The sequence below is a fragment of the Nonomuraea sp. H19 genome, from assembly GCF_052068215.1.
Lineage (GTDB): Bacteria > Actinomycetota > Actinomycetes > Streptosporangiales > Streptosporangiaceae > Nonomuraea.
On sequence record NZ_JBQHCV010000008.1, the window covers coordinates 107,179 to 121,960 of the forward strand.

A 14,782-nucleotide genomic window follows, 5' to 3' on the forward strand; every position below is an offset into this window, starting at 1 on the left:
ACGGGCCCCGGTATGGGAGGTCGGCGATGTAGGTCATGGTGGCCCACGGCCACTGGAACAGGTAGCCAGAGTTCAGGCTCTGCTCGCCAGCCTGATCCGGATGGCGGCGGCCGGGCGATCCAGATGGGCCCCGCGTGAAGCCGGAGGCAACGTAAAGATCTTGAACAGATCACCCTCAGTGCAGAAGACGTCCTTCTGGGCCGGCCTGCCGCGCGGCAGGCCGGCTCAGCTCAGTCGCATGGGCAACATTCAGCGGACGCCGGTCTCGCCCACCATCCAGGTGCCGGGCTGGCTCAGGTCCGCACTGGTCAGCAGGGCACGTACGCCCGCCACGAACTCCTCACGGGAAATCACGCCATCCCCGTCGGTGTCCAGATGGTCGAAGGCTACTCGCGTGACGTCGGCCTGCATGTCCACCGCCCCGTAGATACGCTCGAACTCCTCCCGCGAGATACGGCCGTCGCCGTCGCCGTCGGAGCTGTCGAAGACGGCGTGGCACACCCCGTCGACGGTCTGGAGATAACCCGGGTCGGCAGCAGTGCCCGAACGGATCGCCGCGACGAACTCCGCTTGGCTCACCCTTCCGTCGCCGTCGCTGTCGGCGCCCCGGCGGATCTGCTCCCACCAGGCGGCGTAGGCCCGCTGCATCGCGGTGTGGTGTGGGGACTGCGCTTCGAGCGAGTAGGCGGCGCACAGTTGATCGGCTTTCTCGGTGAAGTCGGCGACGGTGATGTGGCCATCGCCGTCGGTGTCGAGCACGGTGAACACGCCGATGAGGTTCGCCTCGAGCAATTCCTGGGACATGTGTACGCCTCCGCGAGCTACGGTCAGGGGGATCCGTGCATTGGCGTGTCCACGCCCAGGAGGAGCGGGCCAGCTGTCCCACGTCGATCGCTACCCCAACCCTTTACGGTGATTGACTAACTGCAGAGCGTAGTATTACCAGGTCAATGCAGCACTAGCCGCAGCGACACAGCCGTATGACCCTGAGGTGCCGCGCAGGCGACCGCTGTTGTCCAGCTTCACGAACGGGGCGGATCGCCGAGCGGCACCGCTCCCGGATCCCGCTCGTCGCCATGGTCACCGCCCGCTCGCACCCGCTGCGGGAGACCAGGGCCTGTCCAGTGATCGGCCCTGTGGCAGAAGACCGTACAGTCCCCGGTGACGCCAGCGAGCCGCGCTGTGACCCGACGGGTTGAAGCGCGCTCGCGACATCCCCATGGCGGTGGCGGCTTCCGGGCCATGGCCGGATTGCTGGGGCTCTGGATCATCTCAGTGAGTGGCGATGAGTTTCTGTAGCTGCGGGCCGCTCTGTGAAATAAGGTGAGGATAATATCGAATGAGCATCTTTGCCACGAGATCGTCGACCTTTTCCCTGAGGAGGCTGCTGTTCATGCCGAGAAGCTCTTCGCAGATGACGAAGAAGGACTTGATAAGGTCCTTGTCGTCCTCCTCTACTGCTGGCCCAAACACCTCGGTAACGACCTCGAGCAGATAGTCGAACATGTGGACGTCCGATCCGTCTTCCTCGGCCTCCGCGTCGAGCGCCTGAATGAATCGCCGCGCAGAGGGCATCTTCCAGAGGATCTCCCGAGTCCGCTCGATAAGTTCTTCCAGGGTTACAAACCGGTCGAGATCAAATTCATTCATGGCCATCCCTGAGGGAATATTCGGCGAGCACTGAAGTGATAGGTCAAGGAGGCCTCATTCCGATGCGCAAGCCCATTCCGAGTGCAGAGCCATCATGCAACCACTTCCGACGGATGGTGTAGCCCATACTCTTCGCGGAGGCAGTCATCCGTACATTGAGGATCGGCGGCGCAGGCCGCACCGGTGAGCACGAAGGGCAGACCGCCCAGGACGCCTATCTTATTGCTTGGCCCCGATCATGCCGCGAAGGAAGCCCGGCGGCTTCCGGTCTGCCCCGGAACATGATAATGCTTCGCGTTCGGGTTGCGGTCCTGCCCCGGGTCGTTCACGGAATTCTTGACCCGTTATGCCCTTTGACCGCCTCGGTCTGCATCGTTTTAGCGATGGCATTATTGAACTCCTTCAGTCGCGTCGGGTCGGTCTGAAAAAATTTACGACCTTGGGGGAACTCAGAACCGGCCTGCCCATTGGTGACTTTGGACGGCTTGTTGGCAACCCACTTATTTCCCCTGACGTGATCTCCTGCAGCCTGATGGCGCCGTGCCCGGCCGCCGGCCACGCCATGGACCTGGTGCGCGAACGGCCGGAGATTCGGCATTCACCTGACGCTGGTCTGCGAGCTGCCGGGACGGCCGTGGGGGCCGCCGGCGGACAAGGCGCGGGTGCCCTCGCTGCTTGACGAGACGGGCGGACTCTACCCTCGCGACCGCATTCCCGAACTGCTGGCGCACGCCCGGCTGGACGAGATCGAGATCGAGTTCCGCGCACAGACCCGCGCCGTGCTCGACGCCGGGCCGGCCCCGGCCCCGGCCCACCTGGACTGGCACTGCCTGGCCGACGGCGGGCGCGAGGACGTCTTCGAGCTGACCGTGGCCCCTGGCCGACGAGCACGGCCGTGGCGGTGCGAGCCTGGCTCGATCCGGCTCAGGAGGTGCTGCAGGGATCACCGCGATCGGCCACGAGACGGTCCGTCGAGCCTGGACCGCGCGGTGAGACTCAGAACGCCAGGGCAGCGGCGTCGTGACGGAGAACCATGATCAGGAGTGTGGCGACCAGCGTGGCGATGAGCAGCCAGCTGATCAGGATGATGACCGTCGAGCGGCGCGGCCGGCGCCTGCCGCCGAGCTGCCCCTTGGACCTCTCCTCGCTGCGACGGACCCGCGCGTTGAACGACTCGAGCCGGGCGACGAGTCGCGGATCGTCGTCGACGAGGTGCTGCTCAATCTGAGCAAGCATCCGCTCCTCGTCCTGCGACCAGGCCATGGGTGCACCTCCGGAACGCAAGCTCTGTGGCCTCTTTCTGCCCAACCCTGAAGATCATTAGCCGCGGGCTGACCAGGTAATTGCACCCTCTTTTGAGGTTGCGATCAAGATCGAACTTTTGTTCTAATCATGGGATGCGCTGGGACAACCTGCGGCTGACCGGCCCAGGTCAGGACGATCCCGCCGTGCCGCTGTTCGCCCGCGGCGCGGTGACCCGTACGTTCGACACGCCCGAATTCAAGGGCATGACGTTCTACGAGATCAGGGCCCGGTCCATCATCAACCGCGTGCCGGCCGCGAGCCGGGTGCCGTTCGAGTACACGATCAACCCCTACCGCGGCTGCAGTCATCGCTGTATCTACTGTTTTGCCCGTAAAACTCACGAATATCTTGATTTGGATGCCGGAGCGGACTTCGACTCCAAGATCGTCGTCAAGGTCAACGCCGCCGAGCTGGCCCGCAAGGAGCTGGCCTCGCCCCGCTGGGGCGGTCACCACGTGGCCATGGGTACGAACGTCGACTGCTATCAGCGCGCCGAAGGCCGTTATCGGCTGATGCGCGGCATCCTGGCGGCCCTGCGCGACGCGGCCAACCCGTTCTCGATCCTCACCAAAGGCACGCTGATCCTGCGCGACCTCGACCTGCTGACCGAGGCGGCAGGCGTGACCGAAGTGAGCGCCAGCGTGTCGGTCGGGTTCGTGGACCCGGGGATGTGGCGGGCGGTCGAGGCGGGCACGCCCAATCCGCGCAGGCGGCTGGAGGTGTGCGCGACGCTCAACGACAACGGGATCGCGTGCGGCGTGCTGATGGCGCCGATCCTGCCGTACCTCACCGACTCCCCCGCCCAGCTCGAGCGCACCGTCAAGGAGATCGCCGAGTCGGGCGCCACCCATCTGTCCCCCATCGTGCTGCACCTGCGGCCGGGGGCGCGGGAGTGGTGGCTGGAGTGGCTGTCGCGCGAGCATCCGCGGCTGGTGCCGCGCTACCTGGAGCTGTACGGCCGGGGCGCCTATGCGCCGAAGGCCTACCAGCAGCGGATCACGGCCCAGGTCAAGGAGCTGGCCGAGCGCCACGGCGTGGGCCGCGCCACCCCTGCCATGGCCCGCCGCCTCCCACCCCGCCGCGCTCCAGGCCCGGCCGCCCCGGAGCAGCTCCGGCTGCTGTGACCCGTGACAGCCCGCCCGCGTCGAGTGCGGCGGGTGCAGGCGCGCGACGCGCCGGTGGATAAATCGCTGGCCCGGGCCCGTACGCCGGTGGCAGGATGACCGGGACCTGCCGGCCGACCAACCAGGAGCATGTGATGCGGCGCCGCCTCGGAATCTCCCAGCGCCCCATTGGCACGAGAGTTCTCGAGGGCTCGACCACGCATGCACATCCTGAACATCGGCATCCTCGCGCACGTAGACGCGGGCAAGACCAGCCTCACTGAGCGGCTGCTGTACGAGACCGGCGTCATCGACCGGCTCGGCAGCGTCGACGAGGGCAGCACGCAAACCGACCGCGGCGAGATCGAACGCCGCCGCGGCATCACCATCCGCGCCGCCGTCGCCTCCTTCACGCTGGGTGACCTGCGGGTCAACCTGGTGGACACGCCCGGCCACGCCGACTTCGTGGCCGAGGTGGAGCGGGCGCTCGGGGTGCTCGACGGCGCCGTGCTGGTGCTGTCGGCCGTCGAGGGCGTACAGCCGCACACGCGGGTCCTGATGAAGACCCTGCGCAGGTTGCGCCTGCCCACGTTGATCTTCGTGAACAAGATCGACAGGGCCGGGGCCGGAGAGCGGGAGGTGCTGGCCGACATCCGGCGGCGGCTTTCGCCGTACAGCGTCGCGCTCAACACCGTGCGCGACATCGGCTGCGCGGCCGCCACCACCCAGGGCCTCCCGTCGCCGGGGGTGGAGGAGGCCGCCGAGGTGCTGGCCGAGCGCGACGACGGGCTGCTGGAGCTGCTCGTCGACGGGAAGACGCCCGACCTGGAGCAGGTACGCACGGCGCTGGCCCGGCAGTGCGCCGACGGGGTGGCGCATCCGGTGCTGTACGGCTCGGCGATCACCGGGCAGGGGGTGGCGGACCTCCTCGACGGCATCGCGCTGCTCCCCGCCGTCCGCAGGTCCGCGGACCGCGAGAGCGGGGAGGCGGTGCGGGCGAGCGTGTTCGCGATCGAGCGGGCGCCCTCCGGCGAGAAGGTCGCCTACCTGCGGGTACGCGCGGGCGTGCTGCGAGCCCGCGAGCACCTCCCCTTCTACCGCAGGCAGCATGCCTACGACGGGCGGCTGACGGCGCTGGCCGTCGCCGGCTCGCCGGAGCAGCGAGAGGCGGTGGCGGGCGACATCGTGAAGGTGTGGGGCGTGCCGGAGATCCGTGTGGGCGACCACGTGGGCGAGCCGGGACCGGACGGGCAGGCCCACTTCAGCCCGCCCAGCCTCGAGACGGTGGTCCGCCCGCGCGTCCCCGGACAGGAGCCGCGCCTGCACGCCGCCCTGGTCACGCTCGCCGAGCAGGACCCGCTGATCGGCACCCGTACGCTGGCCGGCGGCGAGACGTCGGTCCTGCTGTACGGGGAGGTGCAGAAGGAGGTCATCGGCGAGACCCTGGCCAGGGAGTTCGGCGTCGAGGCGGTGTTCGAGCCGAGCCGTCCCATCTACTTCGAGCGCCCGTCCGGCACCGGCGAGGCCGTCGAGGAGATCCGGCGCCACGGCCGCAACGAGTTCATGGCCACGGTCGGCCTGCGGGTCGAGCCGGCCGCGCCGGGTTCGGGTGCCGGTTACCGGCTGGAGGTGGATCTCGGGTCGCTGCCGCAGGCCTTTCACCGGGCGATCGAGGAGAGCGTGCGGCTGGCCCTGCGCGAGGGTCCCCACGGGTGGCCGGTCACCGATGTCATGGTGACGCTGACCCGGACCGGCTATGACGCTGCGGGGACCGTCGCGGCCGATTTCCGCGGCCGTACCCCGATCGTGCTGATGGAGGCGCTGCGCCGGGCGGGCACCACGGTGTACGAGCCGTGCCACCGCTTCGAGGTCGAGGTGCCGCTGGAGGCGTTCGGCGCGGTGACGGGCGCGCTGGCGGCATTCGGCGGCGAGCTGGACGGCACGGTCAGGCGCGGCGACACGTGGGTGCTGACGGGTGAGATACCGGCGTCCGTCGTGCACGAGTTCGAGCAGCGGCTGCCCGGCTTGTCGCACGGCGAGGGCGCGTGGTGGTCCGAGCCGTCGGGCGACCGCCCCACCCGATAGGCGATATGTGGGGTTTTAGTGCTAGATGGGTATTAACGAGCGTGGTGCACCAATGCGGTGTGCCACGTCCGTACAGGGGGGATATTTCGATGGCAGACACGAAGAAGAAACCCAACGCCAAGTCCGGCAAGTCGAAGAAACAAGCCATCAAGAGCAGCCGGCAGGCCAAGGAAACGAAGAAGGAAACCAGGAAGACCACGGACGAAGAAGAGTGACCCGGGGGGACGAGCGGGCAGCCGCGGGGCCGCGCTCCGGCTGCCCACCCGGGTGAGGACGATCAGGCGCCGGAGGCCGGGTCCCCGGCGCCTGGTCTGGTGCCGAGGGCGGGACACCGGTAAGGGGTGGCGGGTGGCCGGTGACAGGATCGGACAGGTGGGCCGGGCCCGGCTCGCCGAAGTGCCGTGCCCGGCTGCCCGATCGACCGTGGAGTTGCTCTCATGCCGGCCTACCTGCGCTTTCCCGCCGTCTTCCAGGACGTCGTCGTCTTCGCCGCCGAGGACGACCTTTGGATGGTCTCCGCCCAGGGCGGACGGGCGTTCCGGCTGACCGCGGGGCTCGCCGAGGCCGGCTATCCGCGCATCTCGCCGCGAGGCGACCAGCTCGCGTTCGTCGGCCGAGAGGAGGGCCCGGAAGAGGTGTACGTCATGCCGGCCGACGGCGGCGCGGCCCGCCGGGTGACCTTCCACGGCGCCCGCTGCACGGTGACCGGATGGGACCCCGAAGGCCGCATCCTGTACGCCAGCGACCAGTCCCAGCCGTTCGACGGCCGCAAATGGCTGCACCGGGTCGCGCCCGGCGGGGTGCCGGAGCGGCTGCCGTACGGACCGGCGAACTCGATCGCGTACGGCCCCGACGGCATGATCCTGCTCGGCCGCAACACCGCCGACCCGGCCCGGTGGAAGCGCTACCGCGGCGGCACGGTCGGCGACCTGTGGATCGACCCGCGCGGCGACGGTGAATTCCAGCGGCTGATCAGGCTGCCCGGCAACCTGGCCTCGCCCTGCTGGAGCGACGGCCGGGTGTGCTTCATCTCCGACCACGAGGGCGTCGGCAACGTCTACTCGTGCACTCCCGACGGCCAGGACCTGCGCAAGCACACCCACCACGAGGACTACTACGCGCGCAACCTGTCCGGCGACGGGCACCGGCTGGTGTATCACGCGGGCGCGGACCTGTACCTGCTGGAGCCCGGCGCGCGGGCGCGCCGCCTGGACGTGCGGCTGGCCAGCTCGCGGACGCAGCGCAACCGCAGGTTCGTCGAGGCCGCCGACTACCTCGACAGCGCCACGCTCAGCCCCGACGGCAGCGCGCTGGCGATCACGGCGCGCGGCAAGGCGTACGCGATGGCCGGCTGGGAGGGCCCGGTACACCAGTACGGCGCCCAGGACGGCGTCCGCTACCGGTTCCTGACCTGGCTCAACGACGGCCTGCGGCTGATCGCGGCGGCCAGCGACGACGGTGACGAGGAGCGGCTGGTGATCCTCGAAGGGCGCGCGGGCGGCCCCGGCACGGAGGTGGCCAGGCTGGGCCGGGTCAACACGCTCGTCCCCGATCCCGCGCACGACCGGGTGGCCGTCATCAACCACCGTCACGAGCTGCACCTGCTCGACCTGGCCACGGGCGGCTCCACGCTGGTCGAGGCCAACCCGCACGGCCCGCCGGAGGATCCCGCCTGGTCGCCCGACGGGCAGTGGCTGGCCTACTCCTCCCCGCTCAACTCCCAGACCAGCGCGATCAAGCTGCACCGGCCGGAGACCGGGCTGACCGTCCAGGTCACGGAGCCGGTGCTCCATGACTCGATGCCGGCCTTCGACCCGCAGGGCCGCTACCTGTACTTCATCGGCCAGCGCACCTTCTCCCCCGTCTACGACCAGCTCCAGTTCGACCTGGGCTTCCCGCTGGGCACCCGGCCGTACGCGGTGGCGCTGCGCGCGGACGTGCCGGACCCGTTCGTGCCCGCGCCGCGCCCGCTGGAGCACAAGGAGGACGAGGACGACGGCGAGGAGCCGGAGCCGCTGCGGGTGGACCTGGACGGGCTGGCCCGCCGCGTCACCGCCTTCCCGCTGCCCGAGGGGCGCTACGAGCGGGTGGCCGGGCTGAAGGGCAAGGCGCTGATCCTCGCCAGCCACACGGAGGGCGAGAACACGCTGCGCCTGTACGACTTCGCCAAGGACGAGAGCGAGACGTTCGCCGACGGCGTCACGGACTTCGAGCTGGGCCGCGACGGCAAGACGCTGCTGTACCGGGCCGGCTCCCGGCTGCGGGTGGTCAAGGCGGGCGAGGCGCCGGACGGTCACGACGATCATCCGGGGCGCGAGAGCGGGTGGATCGACCTGTCGCGCATCAAGGTGTCGGTGAGCCCGGAGGCCGAGTGGCGGCAGATGTTCCGCGAGGCGTGGCGGCTGCAGCTGGAGAACTTCTGGAGCGAGGACATGTCGGGCGTGGACTGGCATGCCGTCTACGACCGCTACCAGCCGCTGGTGGACCGGGTCACGACCCGGGGCGAGTTCTCCGACCTGCTGTGGGAGCTGCACGGCGAGCTGGCCACCAGCCACGCTTTCGAGAGCGGCGGCGAATACCGCCCCGGACCCGACTACAGCCAGGGAAAGCTCGGCGTGGACTGGGACTATCGCGACGGCGTCTATCACATCCGCGCGATCGTGACCGGCGACCCGTGGGATCCGGAGGCGACCTCGCCGCTGAACCGGCTCGGCCTCGACGTACGTCCGGGCGACGCGGTCCTGGCGATCGACGGCGCGCCCATCGGCGCGGTGGCCACCCCCAACGAGCGCCTGGTCAACCTGGCCGGCGAAGAGGTGGAGCTGACCCTGCGCCGCGGCGAGCGGGTCTTCACGGTCACCGCGAAGGCGCTCGCCGACGAGCAGCCGGCCCGCTACCGCGACTGGGTCAACCTCAACCGCGCCCGGTGCCACCAGCGCTCCGGCGGCCGGGTCGGCTACCTGCACGTGCCGGACATGGGCGCGGACGGGTTCGGCGAGTTCCACCGGGGGTTCCTGGCCGAGTACGACCGGCACGCGCTCATCGTGGACGTGCGCTTCAACGGGGGCGGGCACGTGTCGGCGCTGCTCCTGCAGAAGCTGGCCAGGCGCCGGCTCGGCTACGACTATCCGAGGTGGGGCGCGCCGGAGCCGTATCCGCCGGAGTCGCCGCGCGGGCCGCTGGTGGCCATCACCAACGAGTGGGCGGGCTCCGACGGCGACATCTTCAGCCACACCTTCAAGCTGCTCGAGCTGGGCCCGCTGGTCGGCAAGCGCACCTGGGGCGGCGTCATCGGCATCTGGCCGCGGCATCAGCTCGCCGACGGCACCGTGACCACGCAGCCGGAGTTTTCCTTCGCCTTCGACGACGTCGGCTGGCAGGTGGAGAACTACGGCACCGATCCCGACATCGAGGTCGATATCACCCCGCAGGACTACGCCAGGGGCGTGGACACGCAGCTCGAGAGGGCCATCGACGCCGCGCTCGCTCTTCTGGCCGAGCGGCCGCCGCATACTCCCGATCCGACACATCGGCCGCGTATGCAACCTTAGTGAGATTTCAGGCGTCTAATGATCATAGGCGGGGTTAGCACACAGGGGATGAATTGTGCACTCCGCCAACGCGAGACAATGGCCGGTGGTAGGGGGATATTTCCTACTATCGGCCACGTGTGTTGTTGACTTCTTCCAGCACAAGAGGGGACCTGTCAGGTGCGCGCACTGGCACGCAAGGGAAAGTCGGCTGTTGTCCGGCTCTATCGGGGATACAACCGGCGCAAGGTGCGCAAGGCGCCGCCTCCCTCGATCAAGCAGGTCCGCATCCTGCTGTTGCATGCCAACGGCATGGGCGGCACGATCAGGACCGTGTTCAACCTGGCCAGCTACCTGGCCAGGGAGCACGACGTCGAGATCGTGAGCATCCTCAAGGAGGCCGAGGAGCCGTTCTTCCCGATCGACCCGCGGGTCAAGTTCCGTTTCCTCGACGACCGGCTGGACCCCAGCCCTGACCCGCTGCGCGCGGTGCTGTCGAAGATGCCCAGCAAGCTCATCCCCAAGGAGGAGTCGGCCTACCACCGCTTCAACCTGTGGACCGACCTCAAGCTGGCCCGCTACATCCGCTCCCTCGACACCGGCGTGCTGATAGCCACCCGTCCCGGGCTCAACCTGGCGATGGCCCAGCTGGCGCTGCCGAGCGTCATCACGATCGGGCAGGAGCACGTGGCGCTGCGCACCCAGTCAGAGCCGATGCAGGAGCTGATCAAGTGGCGTTACCGCCGCCTCGACGCCCTGGCCACGCTCACCAAGGCGGACCTGCGCGACTACCGCGAGACACTGCCGAAGAAGCCGAAGAAGCTGGTCCGCATCCCCAACGCCGTGCCGCCGATGTCGGGGGAGGTGTCCAAGCTCGACGCCAAGGTGGCCATCGCGGTCGGCAGGATGACCCGCATCAAGGGCTTCCACCGGCTCATCACCGCCTGGGAGACGGTCGCCGCCGCCCATCCCGACTGGAAGCTGCGCATCTTCGGCGCGGGCCCCCAGGAGGAGAACCTGGCGCAGCAGATCAAGGACGCCGGGCTCGAGGGCAAGGTCGAGCTGCCCGGGCCGACGTCCGACGTGGGCGCCGAGCTGGAGCAGGCGTCGATCTACGTGCTCAGCTCCCGTCACGAGGGCTTCCCGATGACGATCCTGGAGGCGATGGCCAAGGGGCTGGCGATCGTCAGCTTCAACAGCCCGCACGGCCCCAAGGAAATGATCACGAACGAGGTGGACGGGCTGCTGGTCAAGCCGCGCACCAACGCCAACCTCGCCGCCTCGATCATCCGGGTCATCGAGGACGAGCAGCTGCGCCGCGACCTGGCCGCCCGGGCGCTGGAGACCGCCCGGACGTACGACGTGGACGCGATCGGCGAGAAGTGGGACGCGCTGCTGGCCGAGCTGCTGGCCCGCCGCAACGGGACGTACGTCCGCCCCCAGCCTCCAGCGGTTGAAGCCGGCTCGGGGATCACACCCCAGAGCCTGTGAGCTCCACCGGCTCGGCGATGACGTCGACGAGGGCGCCGTTGCGGTAGACGGTGATCGGCAGCGGCCGCCCGATCGCGTCGGCGAACATCAGCCGCTGCAGGCTCTGCGCGTCGGCCACCGGGTTGCGGCCCGCGCTCAGCACCAGGTCGCCGCCGCGCAGCCCGGCCCGGTGCGCGGGCGAGCCCGGCACCACCTCGACCACGCGCAGCGCCCCGTCCTGCCCGGTACGCCGCCGCAGGTGCTCGGGCAGCGGCGCGGGCGAGGTCACCAGCCCCAGGAACGCCCGCCTGACCCGGCCGTCCCTGATCAGCGCGGCGATGATGGCGCGGGTCGTGCTGTTCATCGGCACGGCCAGCCCCACGCCGATCCCGGCCACGGCGGTGTTGATCCCGACCACCCGCGCCTGGGAGTCGGCCAGCGCCCCGCCGGAGTTGCCGGGGTTGAGCGCCGCGTCGGTCTGGATCACGTCCTCGATCAGCCGCACGTTGGAGCCGCTGCGCGCGGGCAGCGACCGGCCCAGGCCCGACACCACGCCGGCCGTCACGGACCCGGCCAGCCCGAGCGGCGTGCCCACGGCCACCACGAGCTGCCCCACGACCAGCTCGTCGCTGTCGCCGAGCACCGCCGGCTCGGGCGTGGCCGTCTGCGCCCTGATCACCGCCAGGTCCGAGAGCGGGTCGCGGCCGACCACGACGAAGTCCCCCGAGGTGCCGTCGCCGAACGCGACCGTGCCGGCGCGGGAGGAACCGACCACGTGCGCGTTGGTCAGCAGGAAGCCGTCGGCGGTGAACACCACCGCGGACCCGCTGCCCCGACCGGCCCGTACGCCGGCCACTTTCGGCAGCAACTCGGCCGCCACGGAAGAGACGACGCGCGAGTAGGCGTCGAGGGGATCCGCCATCACGTGCACTCCTTTGCTTACAGGATTACGTTAACTCCGGCCAGGGTCCTGCGCGCCGGTGACGGCTCGCGTCGGTCAGGTCAAGGCCTGCGCCAAGGCGAGCCCGCAGGAGGCCGCGCCCAGCCCCGCCACGATGCTGGCCACCGCGTTGGCCACCGCGTGGAAGCGCGCCCCCTCCTCCATCAGCCGCACCGTCTCGTATCCCAGCGTCGAGTACGTCGTCAGCGCCCCGCAGAACCCGGTCCCCGCCAGCGCCATCACGCCATGCCCGGCAGGCAGCGCGGCCAGGAAGGCCAGCAGCGCGGAGCCGGCCACGTTGACCGCCAGCGTCCCCCACGGGAACACCGTGTCGTGCCGCGCCTGCACCGCGCGGTCGGCCAGGTAGCGCAGCGGCGCCCCGACCGCCGCCCCCACCACGATCAGCAGCGCCGTCATCGGGCGCCCGCCCGCACCCCGGCGACCAGCCTGGTCAGCCACATCCCGGCGACCACGGCCGCCAGCGCCGCCGCCATGGTCCCCGCCAGGTACGCCAGCGCCGTCACCGGCGCCCCCGCCGCCAGCACCCGCTGGATGTCGACCACGTACGCCGAGAACGTCGTGTACCCGCCCAGCACCCCCACCCCGAGGAACGGCCGCGTCAGCCGGTGCGCCTGCCGCACTTCGGTGATCATCACCATGAGCACCCCGATCAGCAGGCAGCCCGACACGTTGATCCAGAACGTCGCCCACGGGAAGCCGGCCGGACCGGCGGGCAGCGCCGACTGCACGCCGTAGCGCGCCAGCGCGCCGAGCGCGCCCCCGGCCGCGATGGCCGCCAGGACCGGCCAGTGCAGCTCCGCGCGCTGCACGGGGACATGGAGATCGACGTCAGGGTCGATCGGACGATCAGTCACATAACCCTCCCCGTGTCAAAACAGTCGATGCCGGGAATTTCTCTAGACAACATGGACCCCCACGGAGGACTGCGTGAGCACGAAGGACGCCATCGCCCTTCTCGCGGGAGCCATCATCGCCGTTTCCTTCCTCGGCACCGCCAAGACCCCGCCGGCCACCGCGGCCAGCCCGCTGGGCAACGTCAGCGGCACGTTACCCGGCTTGGCCCCCATCATCTCCGACGCCGACAAGGCCCGCGCACGCGACCTCATCCAGCGGCTGCGCGTCAAGGGCTTCGGCCCCAACACCGGCTACGAGCGCACCCGGTACGGGGAGAACTGGGCCGACACCTCGAGCGGGGTGCCGTACGCGCGCAACGGCTGCCGTACCCGCGACGACCTGCTGGCCCGCGACGGCCAGGACGTCGTCTACCGCGCGGGATCGAGCTGCGAGGTCGTGTCGATGACGCTGGAGGATCCCTACACCGGCAGGACGATCTCCTGGCACAAGGACAACGCCGGCGAGGTGCAGGTCGATCACGTGGTGCCGCTGAACTACGGCTGGCGCATGGGCGCGCCGCGCTGGACCATGTCCAAGCGGCTCGACTTCGCCAACGACCCGCTCAATCTGCTGCCGGTGGACGGCGAGGCCAACGAGCAGAAGGACGCCTCGGGACCGGCGAGCTGGCTGCCGCCGCAGCGGCGCATCCGCTGCGCGTACGTCACCCGGTTCGCGCAGGTCGCCTTCAAGTACAACGTGCCGGTCACCGCGGCCGACAAGAAGGCGATGCTCGCCCAGTGCCGCTAGCGGGCGGCCCGCCCGCGTGCCGCCGCGTCAGCGCGGGTCGATCCAGTCGAAGCCGTTCGTGAACGTCCGCTCCGCCAGCACCCGCTGCCCGGCCGCGCTGGGGTGGAAGTAGTCCCACTTGCTGACGTGGTCGAGGGTGAACGGATAGGCGAACACCGCGCCGCCGTCGGTGTGGCAGGCGGGGCCGTACGCGGCGCACGCCTCGGCCGCGGCCCGGTTGTAGGCCATCACCCGCGCCCGCACCCTGGCCCGGCGCTCGGTGTCGGCCCGCTTGGTGGAGATCGGGTCGGCCAGCATCGTGGGGCAGATGCGGCCCAGCGTCCAGAACGTCCTGGCCAGGGGGTTGCCCTTGCCCACCTGCCACAGCCTGCGCAGGTCGGGGATGCTGGCGATGAGCACCCTGGCCCGCGGCATGCCGGCGCGCAGCTCGGCCAGTGCCGCGTCCATGCGCCGCCGGTAGGTCTGCACCGGCGTCATCGCCTGCTCGGTGCGGGTGCAGGCGTCCTGCGCGCCGACGAGGATCGTCACGTAGTCGGCCTTGGCGGCGACCGCCTGGCGTACCTGGCCGAGGAGGTCGGCGCTGGTGGAGCCGGGGGCGGCGAAGTTGAGGTTGTGCTTGTGGAGCGTTCCCGACAGCCGTTGCAGGCGCAGGTAGTGGCTGGTCACCTCCTGGTGGTCGCCGGCGGACCAGGAGCGGGAGACGCAGGAGACGTACCAGCCGCAGGCGTTGAACCCGGTGGTGATCGAGTCGCCGAGCGCGGCCATGATCTCGGGTACGGGCTGGGCGGCGGCGGCCTGCGCCGTACCGGAACCGGAAAGGACGACCACGGCGGCGATGACGGGGCCCAGGCGAGCGATCATGGACCCAAAGGTAGAGAGCCGATCACGGGTCTGCCATGACGTCAGAGCCAGGTCTGCCATTTCAGGACCGACTTCATATGGCCGCTTGACAGGCCGAAGGTGATCAGGTTGCAACTAAAGCACCCTGACGTCCGGTTTTTTCCTAGTTCGTTGGCCGTAACCACGCATTCACGGGG

Annotated in this window: 15 protein-coding genes; 7 read left to right on the forward strand and 8 right to left on the reverse strand. The window is 69.8% G+C overall.

Annotated features, from left to right (window positions below; translation table 11 throughout):
* Positions 1-249: 249 nt before the first annotated feature.
* The 3 genes from ACTMTI_RS19165 to ACTMTI_RS19175 all read right to left on the reverse strand — a co-directional run bounded on the left by ACTMTI_RS19165 (position 250) and on the right by ACTMTI_RS19175 (position 2,248).
* A complete protein-coding gene (locus ACTMTI_RS19165) occupies positions 250-804 on the reverse strand; it encodes an EF-hand domain-containing protein (RefSeq protein WP_441121755.1) in 555 nt (184 codons plus the stop codon).
* A 468-nt stretch (positions 805-1,272) separates the two neighbouring features.
* Entirely contained in the window at positions 1,273-1,650 is a 378-nt protein-coding gene (locus ACTMTI_RS19170) for a hypothetical protein (protein ID WP_441121756.1), read from the reverse strand.
* 325 nt (positions 1,651-1,975) lie between these two features.
* Positions 1,976-2,248, reverse strand: coding sequence for a hypothetical protein (locus ACTMTI_RS19175; RefSeq protein WP_441121757.1), 273 nt, complete (start codon positions 2,246-2,248; stop codon positions 1,976-1,978).
* Positions 2,249-2,270: 22 nt separating this feature from the next.
* Between ACTMTI_RS19175 and ACTMTI_RS19180 the strand changes: the two genes are divergently transcribed.
* On the forward strand, positions 2,271-2,687 hold the full coding sequence (locus ACTMTI_RS19180) for a ChbG/HpnK family deacetylase (protein WP_441122094.1): 417 nt from the start codon (positions 2,271-2,273) through the stop codon (positions 2,685-2,687).
* On the opposite strand, the gene ACTMTI_RS19185 is transcribed toward ACTMTI_RS19180, so the two are convergent.
* Positions 2,647-2,913 carry a DUF3040 domain-containing protein gene (locus ACTMTI_RS19185; protein ID WP_441121759.1) on the reverse strand — a complete coding sequence of 89 codons (267 nt, stop codon included), beginning with the start codon at positions 2,911-2,913 and terminating at the stop codon, positions 2,647-2,649. The genes ACTMTI_RS19180 and ACTMTI_RS19185 overlap by 41 nt on opposite strands.
* A gap of 134 nt (positions 2,914-3,047) precedes the next feature.
* Here ACTMTI_RS19185 and ACTMTI_RS19190 point away from each other — a divergent pair, with 134 nt between their 5' ends.
* The 5 genes from ACTMTI_RS19190 to ACTMTI_RS19210 all read left to right on the forward strand — a co-directional run bounded on the left by ACTMTI_RS19190 (position 3,048) and on the right by ACTMTI_RS19210 (position 11,164).
* The gene (locus tag ACTMTI_RS19190; RefSeq protein WP_441121760.1) at positions 3,048-4,079 is read left to right on the forward strand and encodes an Rv2578c family radical SAM protein; all 1,032 of its coding nucleotides are present in this window, start codon (positions 3,048-3,050) and stop codon (positions 4,077-4,079) included.
* 201 nt (positions 4,080-4,280) lie between these two features.
* The gene (locus ACTMTI_RS19195) at positions 4,281-6,143 is read left to right on the forward strand and encodes a GTP-binding protein (RefSeq protein ID WP_441121761.1); all 1,863 of its coding nucleotides are present in this window, start codon (positions 4,281-4,283) and stop codon (positions 6,141-6,143) included.
* Between the two features lie 89 nt (positions 6,144-6,232).
* Entirely contained in the window at positions 6,233-6,358 is a 126-nt protein-coding gene (locus tag ACTMTI_RS19200) for a hypothetical protein (RefSeq protein ID WP_441121762.1), read from the forward strand.
* A 222-nt stretch (positions 6,359-6,580) separates the two neighbouring features.
* Positions 6,581-9,694 carry a S41 family peptidase gene (locus ACTMTI_RS19205; protein ID WP_441121763.1) on the forward strand — a complete coding sequence of 1,038 codons (3,114 nt, stop codon included), beginning with the start codon at positions 6,581-6,583 and terminating at the stop codon, positions 9,692-9,694.
* 159 nt (positions 9,695-9,853) lie between these two features.
* Entirely contained in the window at positions 9,854-11,164 is a 1,311-nt protein-coding gene (locus ACTMTI_RS19210; protein ID WP_441121764.1) for a glycosyltransferase family 4 protein, read from the forward strand.
* On the opposite strand, the gene ACTMTI_RS19215 is transcribed toward ACTMTI_RS19210, so the two are convergent.
* The 3 genes from ACTMTI_RS19215 to ACTMTI_RS19225 form a co-directional block, all read right to left on the reverse strand.
* Entirely contained in the window at positions 11,145-12,065 is a 921-nt protein-coding gene (locus tag ACTMTI_RS19215; protein WP_441121765.1) for a S1C family serine protease, read from the reverse strand. The genes ACTMTI_RS19210 and ACTMTI_RS19215 overlap by 20 nt on opposite strands.
* 75 nt (positions 12,066-12,140) lie before the next feature.
* The gene (locus tag ACTMTI_RS19220) at positions 12,141-12,500 is read right to left on the reverse strand and encodes a fluoride efflux transporter FluC (protein WP_441121766.1); all 360 of its coding nucleotides are present in this window, start codon (positions 12,498-12,500) and stop codon (positions 12,141-12,143) included.
* Positions 12,497-12,958 carry a fluoride efflux transporter FluC gene (locus tag ACTMTI_RS19225; protein ID WP_441121767.1) on the reverse strand — a complete coding sequence of 154 codons (462 nt, stop codon included), beginning with the start codon at positions 12,956-12,958 and terminating at the stop codon, positions 12,497-12,499. Before ACTMTI_RS19225 ends, ACTMTI_RS19220 begins: the two co-directional genes overlap by 4 nt.
* Positions 12,959-13,031: 73 nt before the next feature.
* On the opposite strand from ACTMTI_RS19225, the gene ACTMTI_RS19230 reads away from it, so the two are divergent.
* The gene (locus ACTMTI_RS19230) at positions 13,032-13,745 is read left to right on the forward strand and encodes an HNH endonuclease family protein (protein WP_441121768.1); all 714 of its coding nucleotides are present in this window, start codon (positions 13,032-13,034) and stop codon (positions 13,743-13,745) included.
* A gap of 27 nt (positions 13,746-13,772) precedes the next feature.
* Here the strand turns inward: ACTMTI_RS19230 and ACTMTI_RS19235 are convergent, their stop codons facing one another.
* Positions 13,773-14,606, reverse strand: coding sequence for a GDSL-type esterase/lipase family protein (locus ACTMTI_RS19235; protein ID WP_441121769.1), 834 nt, complete (start codon positions 14,604-14,606; stop codon positions 13,773-13,775).
* Between the last annotated feature and the right edge of the window lie 176 nt (positions 14,607-14,782).